This window comes from Mycobacterium scrofulaceum (genome assembly GCF_001667885.1).
In the GTDB taxonomy this organism is placed as follows: domain Bacteria; phylum Actinomycetota; class Actinomycetes; order Mycobacteriales; family Mycobacteriaceae; genus Mycobacterium; species Mycobacterium scrofulaceum_C.
The window spans coordinates 54,686-72,709 of sequence record NZ_LZJW01000033.1 but is presented as its reverse complement, the minus strand read 5'-3'; the positions used below and the strand labels follow the sequence as shown (position 1 = coordinate 72,709).

Annotated in this window: 15 protein-coding genes and 1 tRNA gene; 5 read left to right on the top strand and 11 right to left on the bottom strand. The window is 67.5% G+C overall.

Going from position 1 to position 18,024, the window contains the following annotated elements; translation table 11 throughout:
* Positions 1–27: 27 nt before the first annotated feature.
* From A5681_RS04190 to A5681_RS04175, 4 genes are all read right to left on the bottom strand, one after another.
* On the bottom strand, positions 28–2,385 hold the full coding sequence (locus A5681_RS04190) for a glycerol-3-phosphate 1-O-acyltransferase (RefSeq protein WP_067269684.1): 2,358 nt from the start codon (positions 2,383–2,385) through the stop codon (positions 28–30).
* Positions 2,382–4,121, bottom strand: coding sequence for an HAD-IB family hydrolase/lysophospholipid acyltransferase family protein (locus tag A5681_RS04185; RefSeq protein WP_067269683.1), 1,740 nt, complete (start codon positions 4,119–4,121; stop codon positions 2,382–2,384). The genes A5681_RS04190 and A5681_RS04185 overlap by 4 nt, the downstream gene beginning before the upstream one ends.
* Entirely contained in the window at positions 4,118–5,584 is a 1,467-nt protein-coding gene (locus A5681_RS04180; protein ID WP_156737840.1) for a WS/DGAT/MGAT family O-acyltransferase, read from the bottom strand. The genes A5681_RS04185 and A5681_RS04180 overlap by 4 nt, the downstream gene beginning before the upstream one ends.
* Positions 5,585–5,723: 139 nt before the next feature.
* On the bottom strand, positions 5,724–6,971 hold the full coding sequence (locus A5681_RS04175; protein ID WP_067269681.1) for an alpha/beta hydrolase: 1,248 nt from the start codon (positions 6,969–6,971) through the stop codon (positions 5,724–5,726).
* A gap of 187 nt (positions 6,972–7,158) precedes the next feature.
* Here A5681_RS04175 and A5681_RS04170 point away from each other — a divergent pair.
* Positions 7,159–7,232, top strand: a tRNA-Arg gene (locus A5681_RS04170).
* Positions 7,233–7,308: 76 nt separating this feature from the next.
* On the opposite strand, the gene A5681_RS04165 is transcribed toward A5681_RS04170, so the two are convergent.
* Entirely contained in the window at positions 7,309–8,235 is a 927-nt protein-coding gene (locus A5681_RS04165) for a cyclopropane mycolic acid synthase family methyltransferase (protein WP_067269680.1), read from the bottom strand.
* Positions 8,236–8,530: 295 nt separating this feature from the next.
* Here A5681_RS04165 and A5681_RS04160 point away from each other — a divergent pair, with 295 nt between their 5' ends.
* The gene (locus A5681_RS04160; RefSeq protein ID WP_231996206.1) at positions 8,531–8,971 is read left to right on the top strand and encodes a hypothetical protein; all 441 of its coding nucleotides are present in this window, start codon (positions 8,531–8,533) and stop codon (positions 8,969–8,971) included.
* A 6-nt stretch (positions 8,972–8,977) separates the two neighbouring features.
* Here A5681_RS04160 and A5681_RS04155 read toward each other — a convergent pair whose 3' ends face one another.
* From A5681_RS04155 to A5681_RS04145, 3 genes are all read right to left on the bottom strand, one after another.
* Positions 8,978–10,156, bottom strand: a complete 1,179-nt coding sequence (locus tag A5681_RS04155) for a serine hydrolase domain-containing protein (protein WP_067269666.1) — start codon at positions 10,154–10,156, stop codon at positions 8,978–8,980.
* On the bottom strand, positions 10,153–11,625 hold the full coding sequence (locus A5681_RS04150; RefSeq protein WP_067269665.1) for a biotin carboxylase: 1,473 nt from the start codon (positions 11,623–11,625) through the stop codon (positions 10,153–10,155). The genes A5681_RS04155 and A5681_RS04150 overlap by 4 nt, the downstream gene beginning before the upstream one ends.
* A 110-nt stretch (positions 11,626–11,735) precedes the next feature.
* Positions 11,736–12,428, bottom strand: a complete 693-nt coding sequence (locus A5681_RS04145) for a type 1 glutamine amidotransferase domain-containing protein (RefSeq protein WP_067269664.1) — start codon at positions 12,426–12,428, stop codon at positions 11,736–11,738.
* 295 nt (positions 12,429–12,723) lie between these two features.
* Here A5681_RS04145 and A5681_RS04140 point away from each other — a divergent pair, with 295 nt between their 5' ends.
* From A5681_RS04140 to A5681_RS04130, 3 genes are all read left to right on the top strand, one after another.
* Positions 12,724–13,137, top strand: coding sequence for a hypothetical protein (locus A5681_RS04140; protein WP_067269712.1), 414 nt, complete (start codon positions 12,724–12,726; stop codon positions 13,135–13,137).
* A gap of 364 nt (positions 13,138–13,501) precedes the next feature.
* Entirely contained in the window at positions 13,502–14,272 is a 771-nt protein-coding gene (locus tag A5681_RS04135; protein WP_067269662.1) for an enoyl-CoA hydratase, read from the top strand.
* 97 nt (positions 14,273–14,369) lie between these two features.
* The gene (locus tag A5681_RS04130; protein ID WP_067269660.1) at positions 14,370–14,666 is read left to right on the top strand and encodes a hypothetical protein; all 297 of its coding nucleotides are present in this window, start codon (positions 14,370–14,372) and stop codon (positions 14,664–14,666) included.
* Positions 14,667–14,671: 5 nt separating this feature from the next.
* On the opposite strand, the gene A5681_RS04125 is transcribed toward A5681_RS04130, so the two are convergent.
* The 3 genes from A5681_RS04125 to pdhA are packed head-to-tail and all read right to left on the bottom strand — an operon-like array spanning position 14,672 to position 17,967.
* Positions 14,672–15,823 carry a dihydrolipoamide acetyltransferase family protein gene (locus tag A5681_RS04125; RefSeq protein WP_067269657.1) on the bottom strand — a complete coding sequence of 384 codons (1,152 nt, stop codon included), beginning with the start codon at positions 15,821–15,823 and terminating at the stop codon, positions 14,672–14,674.
* A complete protein-coding gene (bkdB, locus tag A5681_RS04120; protein WP_067269642.1) occupies positions 15,820–16,866 on the bottom strand; it encodes a 3-methyl-2-oxobutanoate dehydrogenase subunit beta in 1,047 nt (348 codons plus the stop codon). Before bkdB ends, A5681_RS04125 begins: the two co-directional genes overlap by 4 nt.
* Positions 16,867–17,967: a pyruvate dehydrogenase (acetyl-transferring) E1 component subunit alpha gene (pdhA, locus tag A5681_RS04115; protein ID WP_067269641.1), complete on the bottom strand. Its 1,101-nt coding sequence runs from the start codon at positions 17,965–17,967 to the stop codon at positions 16,867–16,869. It lies immediately after the preceding gene.
* Positions 17,968–18,024: the final 57 nt, after the last annotated feature.

The following is an 18,024-nucleotide window of genomic DNA, read 5'->3' as shown; positions in this document are numbered from 1 at the left end:
CAGCCAGGGTATGGCGCGGCCTTGGGACTACCGCGCCAGGCGCTCCTCACGCGCCTTGACCTCGCGGGCGACGAACTGGTCACGCGCGATCCGCCCGATGTAATCGGAGTCCCGCAGGATGCCCCGCAGTTCCTCCCGGAAGGCGTTCCGGCGTTCGGCGAGGTCCGGGGCGGCCGCCACCAGATCCTGGTCGGCGATGACCTGATACGCGGTGGCGAACAGCAACGTCGACACCGATTCGCTGCTGCGGACCCGGGTCTGCGCCACGTATTGGCGACCCACGCCGAGCGCCGATTCCGTCAATTCCTTCTGGCCGACGTCGGCCGGCGCGTCGCGCAGCACGTCGGCGACGATCTCGTAGGCCTCGAAGAACACCCGCAGCATGGCGTCGGCCATGAGCGGCCGCTTGGCGAACAAGAGCGCGTCGATCTCGTCGCCGCCCGCGGTGACGTGGGCTTCCCAATCGTCGTGCCAGGCCATCTCCTCGGCGATGTTCTCCCGAAACGCGGCCGAGTCCGCGAAATAGAAGTCGAACTTCAACAGGTCGCGCAGCCGCATCGCCTGATCCCAGAAGGCCTGCATGCGGTCGCCCTCGACGTGCCGGGCGTGAGCCAGCGCGAGCTCGACGATCGATGTCTCCAGGAACGCGTGGATCAGCGAGTTGCGGTAGAACGCGGCCGCGTGCTGCTCGTCGGGGGCGATGCGCCACACCGGCTCCCGGCCACCGTCGACGCGGGTGATCGGGTGCCCGTTGGACAAGGCGTCGACCGCCGCCCGCACCCCGTCGCGCGAGCGCAGCCGCAACGCGCTGGTCGACATCGGGTTTTGCTTGCGCTCCAGGTAGTCGAGCGAATCCTGCAGGGTGTGGTGCAGCTGACCGAGCGTCAAGGCCGCGCCGCGGGTCGTCAGCAGCAGCGCGCACACCAGGCCGGTGGCCGTCACCGGCGTCGCCTGCAAGATCCGCCACGCGACCTCGAACGACATCTTTTGCAGCGCAAGCCGTTTGGCGTCCGGGTCATGGGCCAGCGGGCCGTGCGTCGGGCCCAGGTACTGGCGCATCGAAACGGCTTCGGGGAAGCGGACGTAGATCTTGCCGTAGTTGCGTTCGCCCTGCGCGCGGATGAAGTTGTAGAGCCAGCCCACACCTTCGGCCCTTTTCTCACCGCCGCGGGCGTAGGCCGCGTACTCGGCGGTCTCGTGCAACTGATCGAAGCTGATCGAAACCGGTTGTAGGAGAATGTCTTCGCTGCGACCGTCCAGGTAGGCGTCGGCGACGTAGGCGAGCAGCCCGAGTTTCGGGGGCAGCATCTTGCCGGTGCGCGAGCGCGTGCCCTCGATGGACCAACTCAGGTTGAATCGCTTTTCGACGATGTAGCCGACGTATTCGCGCAGCACGTACTTGTAGAGCGGGTTGTCGCCGATGTTGCGGCGGATGAAGATGACGCCGGACCGGCGCAACAGCGGCCCCATCGCGCCGAACGACAAGTTGATGCCGGCGAACACGTGCACGGGCGGGAGCCGGTTCTCCTGCATCGCGACGGGCACCACCGCGCCGTCGATGTAGGAGCGGTGCGAGAACAACAGCACCGCGGGGTGGGTCTCCAGCGCGGCGCGCATCGCGGCGACCTGGTAGCCGTCGTAGTCGATCTCGGGATCGAATCCGCGGCTGATCGCCCTGCCGAGGACGGAAACCAGGTCGACGGACACCCGGCTCCAACCGGTGGCCAGTTCGTCGAGCATCTCGCCCGCTTCGTCGACGGTGGCGCCGGGGATCTTCTTCAGTCCGGCACGAAATCGGCTGGACTCCAAGATCTCCGGCTTCACCAGCCGCGGCGATTTGTACTGCGGCCCCAGGATTCGGTATTCGACGCGTTCCAGCGCCAGCAGCGCGCGGCGGATGACGAACCGGGCGAAGTCGCACGAGTTCTCGCCGACGGTGATCTCGCGCCACTGCTGGCGCAGTTCGGAGACCTTGGCCGGCTCCCCGGCCACCACCCGCGCCCGCTGGGGGGCGTTGCGGATGATCTGCAGCTGCTGACGTTCGTTGGGATGGTAGGGATCCCGGCCCGGCAGCAGGCCGGCGAGCTTCGCGATCCTGCCGCGATTGGGCGGCGGCAGCCAGAACACCCGCACCGGCACGACGGCACGATCGTCATCGGCGTCGTTGGCCGCCTCGAGCTGCTCGATCAACGCGGCCAGCGCGTCGGCCGGCGCGTTGGGCGGCGGCAATTCCAGGACGTCGAATCTCGCCTCCGGGCGGTCGGCACGCTGTTGCGCCATCCAGGCCGTCACCAGGTCCCGCTCCACCGGGGACGCCATGGACGCCAATACCAGCGAGTCTTGGCCGGTGAGTACCGCGGTGGTATCTGCGGCCGGTTCGGTCACGGCCGCCCTTCGGGCGGGGATTCCGGCGGCTCGGCGCCGGCGGTGGACTGCGCAGGGCGTTGCGCCTCGCCGTCTTTGAGGACGGCCTGCGATTCGTAAGGATTCGCCTTGGCCGGCTTCGGCTTCGCGGCGGCCTTCTTCGCCGGCGACTTCTTCGCCGGCGTTTTCGAAACAGCCTTAGCCGCAGCCTTTTTCGCCGGGGGCTTGGCCTTCGACGCGGCCTTCTTCTCCGCGTACAGGTCGACCTCGGGCAGCTCGTCGACCGGCCAGTTGGCCAGCGTGTCCAGATACAGCTGCCGGACCTCTGCGATGCGCTCGGGCAGATTCTCGACGGTCCAGTCCTGCACCGAAATGGGAGGGAACACCGCGACGTCGACGGTACCGGGATTGATGACGGTGGAGTTCCTGGCGGCGACGAGCTCGGCGTTGCGGATCACGATCGGGACGATCGGGATCCCGGCCGCCATGGCGAGGCGGAACGGCCCCTTCTTGAACGGCCCGACTTCGGTGGTGTCGACCCGGGTGCCCTCCGGGGCGATCACGATCGAAAGCCCTCTCCTGGCGCGGTCTTCGACCTCGTGCATCGTCTCCACGGCCGCGGCGGGATCATCCCGGTCGATGAACACCCCGTCGAGCAGCTTGCCGAGCGTGCCCATGATCGGGTCTTTCTGCAGCTCCTTTTTGCCCACGCCGATCCAGTTGTCCCGCACCAGCGCTCCGGCGATGACCGGGTCGACTTGGTTGCGGTGATTGAAGATGAACACCGCCGGCCGCTGCGCGGTCAGGTTTTCCTGGCCGATGACGTTGAGCTGCACGCCGGCGATCGCCAGCGACAGCTGCGAGAAGGTAGAGGTGAAGAAGTTGACACCGCGGCGCCGATTGCGGGTCAGCACACCGATGCCCACGGCGCCGGCGGCGACCGGAAACATCGAACCGAATCCGGCCAGGGTGCGCAGCTGGCGCCGAAGGCCGACCGGACCGCGGCTGTTGAATCGCAGAATCGGCCAGCCGCGGCGCTTGGCCACCGCAGCCATCTTGCCCTCGGGGTTGGTCGGGCGCGGGTTGCCGACCAAATACATCAGCGCGACGTCCTCGTCCCCGTCGGCGTAGAAGTAGCTGTCCTTGAGGTCGATGCCGTTCTCGGCCGCAAACCGTTGCACCGCAGCGGCTTTGCCCGGCCCCCACAGGATCGGCTTCTGCACGCCGCCGGTGAGGATGCCGTCTTCGGTGGTCTCGAACTTGTTGGTGAGCATGTTCGAGATGCCGAGGAACCGCGCCACCGGATTGACCTGGATGGTCAGCGCCGACGAGCTGAGCACCACGGTGTGCCCGCGCGCCACGTGGGCGCGCACCAGCTCGCGCATCTCCGGGTAGATCCGCGACTCGATCCGCTGCACGAACAGCCGCTCGCCGATCTCCTCCAGGTCGTCGAGCAGGCGGCCGGCCAACGCGGCGGCGGCCTTGCCGATGAGGTCCTCGAACTCGATGCGCCCGAGCGTGTGGCTCAGTCCGGCCTGGACCATGCCGAGCAGTTCACCCACCCCCATGTCGCGGCGCAGCAGCCGTTCCTGGGTGAGGATCACCGCGGTGAACCCGGCCACCAGCGTCCCGTCCAGGTCGAAGAACGCCCCGATCTTGGGACCCGGTGGGCTGGCCATGATTTCGGCGACCGAGCCCGGCAGCCGCATGTCCCCGCTCGTGCCGCCGTTGGCCGCCTGGTCTTTCGCGGCGCTCATGAGCCCGCCGCCGTCCGTGCCGAGGTCGCCGGTTCGGTGAACGACGCGGGCACCGCGCGGGGTGCCGAATCGCCGGCCAGCGCCAGGATTTCGTCGAAGCCCTCCAGCAGGCATTGGGCGAACAGCGGTTCGTTGCGCACCGACGCCCTGTCGTAGCGCACGGTGATGGTGCACCAGCCGCCCCGCGAGATCAGCACCACCATCATGGCGACGCCGGGCAGTGGGCCGATGCCGTACTGCCGCAACACTTTTGCGCCGGCGATGTAGGTGTCTCCGGGGTACACCGGGACATTGCTGGCCTGCACGTCGGAGCCGATCACCGAGCCGGTGATGCCTTCGAGGACCGCGGTGGGCAGGACGCTGAGCAGCGGTGCGACCGAACCGATGATGTTCATCGCCGGCTCGTCGCGGCGCTGCGTCATCTGCGCGCGGATCTTCTTCATCCGCGACACCGGATCGACGGTCCCGACGGGCGCCGCCAGGTTGACTCCGGTGAATCGGTTGCCGCCGGCCGTGTCGGCTTCGGCCCGCAGGTTCACCGGGACCGCCATCGGCAGCGTGCTGATCGGCACGCCGAGCGCCTCGTGGTAGCGCCGCAGGGCGCCACACAGCCCAGCGAGGTAGGCGTCGTTGATCGATCCCCCACCGGCTTTGGCGGCCCGGTGCAGGTCCGACAGCGGGATGTCGATCGCTTCGGTGCGGGTGGCCAGGCTGCGCCGGCGCAGCAGTGGCGACGGCTCGGCCGCCCGGTTGAGCACCCGCATCCCCGACATGGCGTAGCCGACGATCCCCGACACGGTGGCGCCCGGTTCCAGGACCGCGCGCCCGGCCGCCGACACCGCCCCGGACACGGCGCTCAGGACGCCGCCGACCACGGCGGTGGGCAGGTGGTTGATGCCTTGCCGCATCAGGTCGTTGGCCGTAAGGTCCTGCGGGATGGGTAGCGGCGGCGTCGGTTTGGGCGGCGGATCGCGTTCGAGGTCATAGATTTCGGCGAACATCTGCACCCCGCCCACGCCGTCGGTCACGGCGTGGCTGACGTGCAGCAGGGTCGCGGCCTTTCCGTCGGCCAAACCCTCGACCAGAGTGGCCGTCCACAACGGCCGGGAGATGTCCATCGGCGACTGCAGGATCACCTCGGCGAGGTTGAACACGTCGCGCAGCGTGCCCGGTTCGGCCACCCGCATGCGGCGCACGTGGAATTCGAGGTTGAAATCGGGGTCCACCACCCAGCGCGGTGACGCCGTCGGCAGGGTCGGCACAACCACCTTCTGCCGCAACCGCAACACCCGCCGGGAGGCGTTTTCGAACCGCGACAGGAACTTGTCCCAGTCCGGTGTGGTGTCGAGCAGCTCCAGGGCCATGATCCCCGAGCGGGTCCGGGGATTCGCTTCGCCCCGATGCATCAGATAGTCGACCGGTCCCAGCTGGTCGGACAACTTCACGACCTCGGACTCAGTCATCGCCATCCGCCCGATGCGCCAACCTTGTCACCGTCGATCAAGCCTCCTGCCTAGGACCCACCCACCCCATTGCCATCACAACGCTAGTCGGGTTGCCGCGCTGGTGAAAGGAGCGGTCGGGCCGTGCGGCGGTGGCGACTCAGCTGGCCGATGTGGCGGCTAGCGGCACCGTGTCCAGCAGCGAGCTGACGCGCCGGCCGTAGATGACGCCCAGGAAATCGGCGACGGCGTCGGCGGCGAGCCGCGATCGAACCGTCGAAAGGATGTCGAACGCGTGGTGCGCGTTGGCGAGCTCGGCGTGGGCCACCGTGGCGGCCCCCGCGGCGCGCAGCGCCGCGCAGAAGGCCCGGGCCTGCCCGCTGGGAACCAATTCGTCCTTCTCGCCGTGCAGGACGAAGAACGGCGGCGCTTCGCTGTGCACGTACGACACCGGCGACGCCGCCTCGAACCGTTCAGGCTGGGCGCCGTAGCGGGCCTTGAGCACGAACTGCTCCAGGAACGGCAGCATCAACGGGTGCATGTTGTCGAAGTCGGTGAAGTCGTACACGCCGTAATAGGGCGCGACGGCCTGAACCGTCGTGTCGGCGTTTTCGAATCCGGGCTGGAACGCCGGGTCGTTCGGGGTCAGCGCCGCCAGGGAGGCCAGGTGCCCACCCGCCGACCCGCCGGTGATCGCGATGAAGTCCGGGTCGCCGCCGTAGTCGGCGATGTTTTGGCGGACCCACGCGATCGCCCTCTTCACGTCGACGAGGTGCGCGGGAAACGTGGAGCGCGGGCTCTTGCAGTAGTTGATCGAGACGCAGATCCAGCCGAGCTCGGCCATGCGGCTCATCAGCGTGTAGGCCTGCACCCGTTTGTCGCCGACGGTCCACGCCCCGCCGGGGACCTGGATCAGCACCGGCGCACGCCGTCCCGGCGCGAGGTCGTGGCGCCGCCAGACGTCGAGCAGGTTGTCGCGGCCGCCCGGGCCGTAGGAGATGTTGGAGGTCTGCGCCGCGTAGCGACGATGCGGACCCGGCCGGCCCAGCACACCGCCGCGCGGCGCGCAGACGGGTGTGGTGGCTCCCGGGTGGCAGACCTGGTCGCGGAAGTCCGGCCCGAAGGACTCTTCGAGTGCGGCTTTGAGGGCCCGGTCGGCCCGCTGCGCCGCCCAGGTGGCCCCGACACGGCCGATAGACGGGTGCGAGACGCGCGACAACGCGTGGCCGGTCAGGACGTGCGGGGGAAACTCCGTGGAGATCCAGCCGGCGAGGCAGCCTAGCGCGAACGGCGAGCCGCGCAGCAACAGCGTGCCGGCCCGGTAGGCATCCAGCGCATCGGCCGCCAGGCGTGACGCCTGGGTGCCGGCCCACGAGCACCGCGAAGTCAAGTGCATGGTCACGCTCATAACAACGCCACCCCTCGACGCTATGCACACGCCCCGTTGCGGTGAACGGCCGATGACCGGCCGGTGTTCAACGTGTGTCGAGGGTCCCAACCATAACCGATAGTTGCGGTGCGCGAACGCTTTTCGCGCGTGCCGCGGCGGCGAGTCGTGTCGCGACACGCCGTTGGAATAGACTGACCTGCACATTGCCTCCGTAGCTCAGGTGGATAGAGCAAGGGCCTTCTAATCCCTAGGTCGCACGTTCGAGTCGTGCCGGGGGCACCCGTGAGACGTCAGACGTCAGTCGATACTCAACGTTTCGGCTGGGCGTGATGCCTGGTGAGGTATCAGTTGTCGGCTACTTGACCATCGTGAACTGGCAGACGTTGGTGTAACCATCGCGGAAGAGGTCCGAGCAGCCCCGCAGGTAGTGCATGTAGATGTCGTAGGTCTCCTGCCCCTTCAAGGCGATCGCCTCGTCTTTGTGCGCCTCGAGAGCGTCCGCCCAGGTATTCAGCGTCGGGACGTAGTTCTTGCCGATGAAGTGGTGGCGCTCAATCTTGAATCCCGCGTCCGTCGCATACCGGTCGATCTGGTGCACCTGGGGCAACCTCCCGCCCGGGAAAATCTCCTTGAGGATGAAGCTGATGAACCTCAGCAGGGTCATCGTCGTCTTCAAGCCGAGCGCGTCGACCTCTTCGGTGGTGGGCACCACGATCGTGTGCAGCAGCATCCGCCCGTCGTCGGGCAGCAGGTCGTAGAACTTCTTGAAGAAGACGGCGTACCGCTCGTATCCGGCATCGCCGGCGCCGTCGGCGAAGTGCTCGAAGGCGCCCAGCGACACGATCCGGTCGATCGGTTCGTCGGGGAATTCCTCCCAGCCCTGGATGCGCACCTCCATGCGGCGCGGACTATCGATTTCCTTGAACTTCTCCACGTCGTGCGCGTACTGGTTCTCGCTGAGCGTCAGGCCGATGACGTTGACGTCGTACTCGGACACCGCGTGCCGCATGGTCGAACCCCAACCGCAGCCGATGTCGAGCAGCGTCATGCCGGGCTCGAGGTTGAGCTTGTCCAGGGACAGCTTGCGCTTGGCGTACTGCGCCTCTTCCAGCGTCTTGGTCAGATTCTGGGGGTCCGGATTCTCGTCGAAGTAGCCGCAGCTGTAGGTCATCGACGGGTCAAGCCAGAGCTTGAAGAACTCGTTCGATTTGTCGTAGTGCGACCGAACCTTCTCGACCGGCGGCTTCAGGTGTGCGCTTCCCGCGTTCCCTTGAGCGGACATCTACCACGCCCCTAACTCCCAAGCGGATACCGACGACCGAGGTTTTCCGGTGGCCAAAGTGATCCTTACCCAGAAAATTCTAGGCAGAAGCGTCCGCACTCCCGAGTCGAACTATCGGCGGCCCACCAACTGGTCAGAGGCGGTTTCGGTGCGGCGGCGCTGCGGGTAATCTCCGAGGGTGCGCGCGAAATCTGTGATTGCCGCACCCGCGGTCGCCGTGGCGATTGCCGCGTGCTCGTGTGCGATCGCCTCGGCTGACCCCACGTCCGACAATCCACCGTTTCCTATCGGTCAGATGGGCACGCCCGTGCATGTTCAGGCGGCCGACGGCGCGACGGCCGACATCACGGTCAACAGTGCGACGTGGTTACCGCCGGGGTGTGCGTCGCATTTCGCGACTCCGTCTGGCCCCGGATGCAACGTGGTGGAACTGACCATCACCGCGACGTCCCACCGGTTCTTCAAGTTCGACCGCAACTACATGTTCGCCGGCTACGGCGGCGGCAATCAGCCGATGACGCATCCCGACAATGCGCCCGTGCCGGGAACGCTTGCGGTCGACTTCCAGAGGCTCGACAAGATGCCCCCGCTGCAGGCGGGCGGCCTTCATGACGGGCAGACCGCCCACGGATTCGTCGGCTTCACCATGCCGGCGGCAGGAGACCTGTTCATCACTGTCAACGATCCCTCGGACCCCGCTCCCTACACGGAAGCGGGCTGGATCGTCCACACCTGACCGGTTCTAACCGGCGACTCCAGCCAGTTCGTGTGCCACCGCGTCGAACGCGCGCAGCGTGTCCAGCATGTGCGGCTCGTGGGAGTGCGGCTGGGTGGACACCTTGGCGGCGACGATCTCCGCGGCGCGGTTGACGTAGACCATCTGGCCGCACATGCCCAGGCACAACACGACATTGGCGCCCGGATAGGGGAACCACATCTGGTTGCGGTACATCCCGCCGGGCAGATCGGTGTCGTGGTCGGGGCTGGCGGCGAACGCCTCCCTCGAGTCGGGGCCGCCGTCGAAGGTGTCGGCGAGCCACGCCGGCGGCACCACTTGCTGGCCGGTCAACGACACACCGTCGCGCAGGAACAGGGAGCCGAACCGGATCAGGTCGGTGAGGCAGGCGTTGACGCCGCCGTCGAAAAAGCCCATGCCGGCGGGGTCGACGGCGATGGTGGCGTCGTGCTCGGCGCCGATGCGGCTCCACAGGAGCTCCGACATCAGGTCCGGCATGCGTTGACCGCCGGCGACCTCGCAGATCCAACCGAGCACGTCCGATTCACACGAGCGGTATTCGAACGGCCCGCCGTGCGCCGACTTCCGCCGCAAGGTCAGCAGGAAGTCGCGCAGCGTGGCGGGTGCCTCCGGGCTCCGCCGTGGCGCCCACCCCATCGCCTGGTCGAGCAGGTGTATCTCGGCGGCCGGATCGTCGTAGTTTTCGGAGAACTTGATACCCGACCTCATGTCCAGCAGGTGGCGCACCGTCGCACCGGCGTAGCCGCACTCCGCCAAATCGGGAACGTAGGCCGTTACGGGCGCGCCAAGCTCGATCGCGCCGGCCTCGTGCAGGGCGCCGACGACGGCGCCCACCAGCGACTTGCTCACCGAGAACAACAGGTGCCGGGTGTCGGCCGTCATTTGGTGCAGGTACTCCTCGACCACCAGCGAACCGCGGTGGGCGATGGCCCACCCATCGGTGGCCGTCGCGGCCATCACCGCGCCGACCGTGGTGGCCGACCCGTCAGTGCCGGCCAGCCCGACCTCGGCGACGGCAGCCTCGGCCGCGGGCAACGCGGAGAGCGGCCCCGTACCGCGCGGGATCACGGCCGTCGGCACGAAGTCGTCGACGTGCTGAAACGACCAACGCGAGTAGGGCGCCGACAGCCAGTTGTCCAGCGAGATACCGGCCGGGGGGCTCACGCGCGCGCGACGAGCCGAGAGACGATCGGCGCGGCCGGAGTCAGGGGCGTCGAGACGAACTTCGCCTTCATGCCCTTGACCCAACGCTGGCAGCGCTCGCTGAGCTTGTAGTCGTCGGTCTGCAGGTGTGAGCGGGTGACCAGCACGCCGAGTTGGGCCCCCTCGGAACGTAAGTCGCCGGGCGCGGCGACCCGCAGGTAGAAGGCCTCCGAGCCGTCGAGCAGCGTCGCCCAGTCGTTGGCGGTCCGCGAAAAGGAGACCCGACCCTCGTCGTCGATGCGCCATACCCCGGTGCGTGGTGTCGCGGTGAAGATCTCGATATCGGGCGACGTCTCCGTGATGATCACCTGCCCCCAGACCTCGTCCTCGCCATAACCCCGCTCCCAGCGCGAGTTGATCTCATCGATGTCGAGCTCGTACTCCACGTCCATGTACTCGAGCAGGTGAAACAGGAACAGCGGCATATCGGCGTAGGCCTCGGTCGTCAGGTTCGTCATCGGGCTGGCGCCGCTCAGGCGTGGGTTCACCTCGCCGAGGTAGAGCTCGTCGGAGTCCAGGTCATGCAGCAGGTCCACCTCGAAATAGCCGAGGTAACCCTCGCGGCGCATGACATCGCCCAGCTTCGTCACCATTTCCCGCGCCGCGTGCGTCTGCGCGGGCGGCAGCACCTCGTGCCAGATGTCGTTGCCACACCAGCTGCCGCGGCTCGGAGTCAACTCCGAATACCCGACGAGGCTGGTCATCGCGGGGCCGACCACCGTGCCGTGCCGGGTCACGGCACCCTCGAGGCACACCTCGACGTTGCGGATGCGCTTCATGACTTTGACTTCCTGCTGGGCGGTCAGGTCACCCGCGTGCTCGTCCCAATCGCGCTGGCCGTGCACGAAAAACGTTCCGCTGCCGGCGGCGCCGTACGCGATCGAGATGACGAGGTCATCGCCCAACCCGGCGCTTTGGGCGAGTGTCAGCAGTTCGTCGTAGGAACCGACCCGTCCGATCGCGTGCGGCACGCTCGGTATGCCCGCTTCGTTGGCCAGGCGCGTCATGACGATCTTGGAGCCCAGGCGATTGCGCAGCTCGATCGGCGGGTGCATGACCTCGAGGCCGGCCGACCGCGCGAGGGCCTGAATTTCCTCGTTCATCATCACAAAGCAGCACTTGCCGCCGGGGCCTTTGCCCGCGATGAACTCGAGCGTCTCGGGGTCGGACAGCAGGTGGCTGCACACCTCGTCCATGGAATCGAAATCACGGCGGTCGCGCCGCCGAGGCACGAACACGCGCGAGTGGGTGCCCTCGAAAGAGTCAAAGTAGGTGAGGTAGAAGAAGTTTCGTATCCAGCGGTCAACGCCGAGCAGGTTGAACGGGGTCGGCGAGATGAAGAACAGCGGCACTTTGTTGGTGTGGAAGAACGCCCGGACGTCCGAAAGGCCTTTCAGCGGGCCGCGCGGCTGCGGCTGGGGCACGATCACGCTACCCGCGCTGACGTCGACGGCAGGGGCGTTGTGATCAGCGAGCAGGCGGTGAAGTCACACGTTTCCATGATTCAAGTGTGGACCGCTCACGGCCGTGCGGCAGTCGCTTAACGCAGTTCTTTCATGAACTCTTTCGCCAACGGTCCGGCGGACGCCGGATTCTGGCCCGTGAATAGATTGCGGTCCCGCAACGTGTAGGGCTTCCAGAGGTCGCCCCGCGAGAAGTCGACGCCCATCTTCACCAGCTCGTCCTCGGCGGTCCACGGCGCCTTCTCCCGCAGCCCGACGGCGTCCTCTTCGTCGTTGGTGAAGGCGGTGACCTTGTACCCGGCGAACGGTGACACACCGTTTCGCCGAGTTGCCATCATGGCGACCGGCGCGTGGCAGACGATGGCCAGCGGCTTGCCGGAGGCGAGCGCCGCGGCCAGTAAGCGACCGGAGTCGGCGTCCTGCCACAGGTCCTCCATCGGGCCGTGGCCGCCGGGGTAATAGACGGCGTCGTAGTCCTCGAGGCGGGCATCGGCCAACTCGATGGGGCGGCGCAATTCCTCGGCCGATCGCAGGATCTCCTCGAGCTCCAGGGCAATCCCTTCGCTACCGGCCATCGACGGACGCAGGCTCATCACATCCACATGTGGCACAACGCCTTTCGGCGTGGCGACCACGATCTGGTGACCGGCGTTGGTGAGCTCGCGGTAGGGGGCCGCGAATTCCTCGGCCCAATAGCCGGTCGGATGCCTGGTGCCGTCCTTGAGGGTCCAGTAGCTTGCGCCGGTCACGACAAACAGAACTTTCGCCATCGCGCTTCCCCTCGTCAGCGTGCGCCGGATCGGCCCGCCCAAGCGTCGCCCATCCGATGGGCGGCGCGCAACCGCGAACCATTCTCAAAAGCTTCCTTGGCGGCCCTTGCGCGCCAGGCGCCGCGCCGGAAAGACACAGCGACGTAAATGGTTCTTAACGCGGGCTAGCGTGCGCATCGTCGCCCAGAGTTTGCCAATTAGACGCCCAGGGAATAACAATTGGCGTGTCGTGCGAGCAGATGACGCCTGCAGGGGGATCATGACTTAGGGCGTCTCTATTCGAGGGGTGGTCGATGTGACGTCGAACGACTGGCAGCCGGTGGTGCGAGTTGGAGAACCAAAGTTCGTAGCCGGCCTTGGGAACAGGATCAAAGTTGAGGTCAAGACGCGGGGCTGGCTAAGCCGAGATTGGCGCAGCTACTTCGGTCTGCAGGTATCGCAGCAACGGCTCGATGCCAGGTACTCGTCGTATCCCTGTTGGGATGAGGTCCAACGCATCGAGGGCACGTGTGCCGTCGATGAGGCGGAGCGTTACATCGAAATGATCGATGCCGCAATCCACTACGCGAACACTCGGTTGCGGCACGATACGTTGCCGAAGACGGTGTCGCAGGGGACGTTGCGGGACCAACGAATATGTGCGGTGCGACGTCGCCAGGCGGCGCTCGATCAGCTCGCCAAGAAGCTGGCGCGACCCGAGGCGGGGTGACGCCGGACCGTCCGGGCGATCCCGACGGCGGGGTAGTTTTACCATTAAGCCACTGAATTATCTCCATGTAATCAATCGCTCGCACGGAACGCGCACTACCAAACGAAAACGCATTCGCGTTCCACAACCATTCTTTGGAAACTCGACTGGGCCGCAATGGCACTCGCGTTCGTACAGTTAAGCAAAATCGCGGCCGCCGGACGGCATTGCGATTTTCGTTAATTGTCCTCAGCGCCGCAGGGGGCACACCGGCCACCATGTGTGCGCACACCGCGCAGTACCCTTACCGTGCCCCGGAGTAGCCGACGGCACAGCATTCGTGGGTCGCCCGGACCCGTCAAACCCCAAGCCGCGGAGGTGCCCGATGGCTCAATCCGACCCCGTTCTGTTCACCGTCGACAAGCGCGTCGCGCTCATCACCGTCAACGACCCCGACCGGCGTAACGTGGTGACCCCCGAAATGTCGGCGCGCCTGCGCGCCGCCGTCGAGCAGGCCGAGGCCGCCCCCGACGTGCACGCCGTGGTGATCACCGGTGCGGGCAAGGCCTTCTGCGCCGGCGCGGACCTCAGAGCGCTCGGCGCCGCGGGCGGCGACAAAGCCGAGACGGGCCTGCAGCAGCTCTACGACGGCTTCATGGCCGTCGGCAGCTGCCGGTTGCCAACCATCGCCGCCGTCAACGGGGCGGCCGTCGGGGCGGGCCTGAACCTCGCATTGGCCGCCGACGTGCGCATCGCCGGCCCGGGGGCCCTGTTCGACGCCCGATTCCAGCAGTTGGGCTTGCACCCCGGCGGGGGCGCGACCTGGATGCTGCAGCGGGCGGTGGGTCCCCAGGTGGCCCGCGCGGCCTTGCTCTTCGGCATGCGTTTCGACGCCGAGGCCGCCGTAGATCACGGCTTGGCGCTCGCCGCCGCCGACGATCCGGTCGCCGCGGCGCTGGAGTTGGCCGCCGGGCCCGCGGCGGCCCCGCGCGAGGTGGTGCTGGCGACGAAGGCGACGATGCGGGCGACCGTCAGCCCGGGGTCGCTGGAGCACGAGCAGCACGTGTTCGCCATGCGCACGGAGCTCGGACCGCAGGCGTACTCCATCCAGTCGCCGGAATTCGCTCAACGGCTGGCCGCGGCGCAACGCCGGTAGGGCCGCCGCAGGTTCGTAGGTTGAGATCGGTAGCGACTCGGCCAAAGTGTGCTTTGCTACGAAGACGCCGGCAGACCTGGCGCCCTAGCAAAGGAACATGCAAGTGGAGATCAACCGCACCCTCACCCGCATTGCCGCCGGGGCCCTGTTGGCCAGCGGCCTCGCGTCCGCCGGCTCGGCGCTGGTAGAAGGCGTTGCCGAGGCGCACCCGGGTCCCACGCCCCAGGTGTACTGGTGCCCGAACCAGCCCTGGAACCCGGCCTGGGGCGAGAACAAGTACTGGAATCAGTGCTGGGACACCGACAACCCGCCGCCCTACCCTCCCCCGCCTCCTTCGCACGCGCCCAGCTTCAACTGCGGCTTGTTCTGGTGCCCCGTTCCGCCGCACTCCTGAGCTCTTTATAGGTCGAGCAACGCGATCATCGGCGACTCGACGAGATTCCGCAGCTCGGTGACGAGTTGGGCCGCCTGGGCGCCGTCGGCGACGCGGTGGTCGAAGACGCACGTCAGCGTCATCGTCGGGCGCACCGCGACCTGATCGTCGACGGCGACCGGGCGCGGCTTGATCGCGCCCATCCCCAGGATGGCCGCTTCGGGGTGGTTGATCACCGGCACGCCGTCATCGGCGCCCAGTGCCCCGAAGTTGGACACGGTGAACGTGGAACCGCGCAACTCCCCCGGCGTCAACGTGCCCGCCCGCGCACCGCCGATCAACTCGGCCGCCCGAGTTGCCAGTTCGCGGGTGGTCTTGTCCTGCGCGTCGGTGATCACCGGGACCAGCAGGCCCCGCGGGGTGGCGACTCCGAACCCCAGATGCACCTGACGGTGGACGCGAACCTGTGGGCCTTCGGCTGAGTCGACCCAGGTCGAGTTGAGAATCTCGTTGTGCCGCAACGCGATCAGCAATAACCGCAAGGTCAGGACGAACGGTGTGATCTTGTGATCCGCCGCCGTCCGGTCCGACAGCCGCAAGAGTTCGGTGCAGTCGACGTCGACGCTGACCTTGGCGGCGGGGATCTCCCTGTGCGACAACGTCATCTTCTCGGCCATTCGGGCGTGCACGCCGCGGACCGGCCGAACGTCCGCCCCGTTTTGGTCGGCGGCCGCCAGCACGTCCGCGCGGGTGATGATGCCGTCGGGATCGCGCTGCAGCGAGCGCAGGTCGACCATCAGTTCCTTGGCCAATTTGCGTGCCGGCGGGACCGCGCGCGGGCGGCCGGTCCGTCGGCTCGCGTCGATGCCGTCGTCCGCCCCATAGCCGACGAGCGTCGGCACCGCCCCGGCCGGGGCGTCGCCATTCACCGGTGCCGTGTCGATGCGAACCAACACAGCCCCCACGTCGAGCACATCGCCTTCATCGCCGTGCGTTTCGACGATTCGCCCGGCGTAGGGACTGGGAAGCTCGACCTCGGCCTTCGCGGTCTCCACCGAGCACAACACCTGGTTGAGCTCGACGTCGTCGCCCGCGGCGACGTTCCAGTGCGTCACCGTCACTTCCTGCAATCCCTCACCGAGGTCGGGAACCCGGAATTCCTGGATCCCGCCGCTCACGGCAACCCCAGCGCACGCTCGACGCAGTCCAGCAAGCGGTCGGGGCCGGGCAACCACAATCGCTCCAGCCGGGCCGGCGGGTAAGGAGTGTCAAACCCGCAGGCGCGCAACACCGGCGCCTCGAGTTCGTAGAACATGTCCTCTTGAATCCTGGCGGCCAATCCGGCGCCGTATCCCAGGCTGCGCGGGCCCTCGTGCATCACCACGCAGCGTCCGGTCCGGCGAATCGACGCCGCGACGGTATCGAAGTCCAGCGGGACCAGTGACCGCAGGTCGATGACCTCCAGGCTCCAACCGTGTTGCCGCTGAGCCTCTTCCGCGGCACCGACCGCGGTGCTCACCAAACTGCCGTAGGTCACGACGGTGACATCGGAACCTGGCCGGCGCACCACCGCCCGGCCGATCGGCGGTTCGGGCCGCTCGGTGTCCAGGGTGCCGCGCACCTGATAGCGCCGCTTCGGCTCGAGGTACATCACCGGGTCCGGGCAGGCAATCGCGTGGCGAAGCAGCCAGTACGCGTCCGCCGGGCTCGACGGGACCACCACCTTCAGGCCTGCGGTGTGGGCCCAGTACGATTCGGTGGAGTCCGAATGATGTTCGGCCGCACCGATTCCCCCGAAAGACGGGATCCGCACGGTCACCGGCATGTTGATCTCGCCGCGGGTGCGGGTGCGGTACTTCGCCAGATGACTGACCACCTGGTCGAAGGCGGGGTAGGAGAACCCGTCGAACTGAATCTCCGGCACCGGCACGAAGCCGCGTAGCGCCAGTCCCACCGCGATCCCGATGATGGCCGACTCCGCCAGCGGCGTGTCGAAACAGCGCTTCTCGCCGAATATTTCGGCCAGCCCCTCGGTTACCCGGAATACTCCCCCCTCGACCGACACGTCCTCGCCGAACACCAGCACCCGGTCGTCGGCGGCCATCGCGTCGCGCAGGGCGCGGTTGAGCGCCTGCACCATGGTCAGCGACTGCGCGACGTCCCGCGCCGCGGCAGTAGGGGTTTCGGCGGAACTGGCCGGCCGGTCGGCGAGCTGAGTCATTTAGGCCTCCCCACCGCCGCGGTCCAGTTCGGCTCGCAACTGTTGGCGCTGCGCCTCTAGCCCGGGCGTCATCTCGGCGTACACCGTGGTGAACACCTCGTCGATGTCGAAATCGGGTGCGCCGAACACGGCGTCGCGCAATTCCGCGCGCATCCGCTTTGCGCGGGCGGCGACCCGGTCCTCCAGGCGGGTAGACCACAGGCCCTCGTGCTGCAGGTAGGAGCGATAGCGCGGGATCGGGTCGAGTGCCGCCCAGCGGTCCACCTCCTCCTGCGTCCGGTAGCGACTGGGGTCGTCGGATGTGGTGTGCGGGCCCAGCCGATAGGTGACCGCCTCGATCAGCGTCGGCCCGCCGCCGGCCCGGGCGCGGTCGGCGGCCTCGGCCATCACCGCGTAGCAGGCGAGCACATCGTTGCCGTCCACGCGAATTCCGGGCATGCCGTAGCCAATTGCCTTGTGCGCGATGGACGGCGCCGCGGTCTGCTTGTAGATCGGCACCGAGATCGCCCACTGGTTGTTCTGCACGAAGAACACGCACGGCGTGGCGAACACGGCCGCGAAATTCAGCGCCTCGTGCACGTCCCCGACGCTGGTGGCACCGTCGCCGAGGAAGGCGACCGTCACCGAATCCTCGGCGAGCCGCTGGGCGGCCATCGCGGCGCCGACGGCGTGCAGGGTCTGGGTGCCGATCGGGATCGAGGTCTGGGCGCAGCACTTCTTGGTGAATTCCAGTCCGCCGTGCCAGGTTCCGCGCCAAACCGCGCCGACGTGCCCGGGCGGGATGCCGCGCACCAGGTACGCGCCGAGCTCCCGGTATTGCGGAAACAGCCAGTCCGTCTTGCGCAGACAGGCCGTCGCGCCCACCTGGGCGGCCTCCTGACCGCGGCACGACGCGAACAGCGCCAACTCCCCTTGGCGCTTCAGGTTGACGAACTCGGTGTCCAGCTCGCGGGTGACGACCATCATTTCGTACAGCCAGCACAGCGTCTCGGCCGGAAGGTCGCGGCCGTACCGCGGTTCGGTGGTCGGTGTGCCGTCGGCGGCGACGAGCTGCACGGGCTCGAGGTCGACGGTCATCGGCAACTGAGGCACCATCGCCATACCGTCTCCCTACCTCGGTGCCGCAGGGCCACAGCAACAGCTCAGCCGGGACCTACC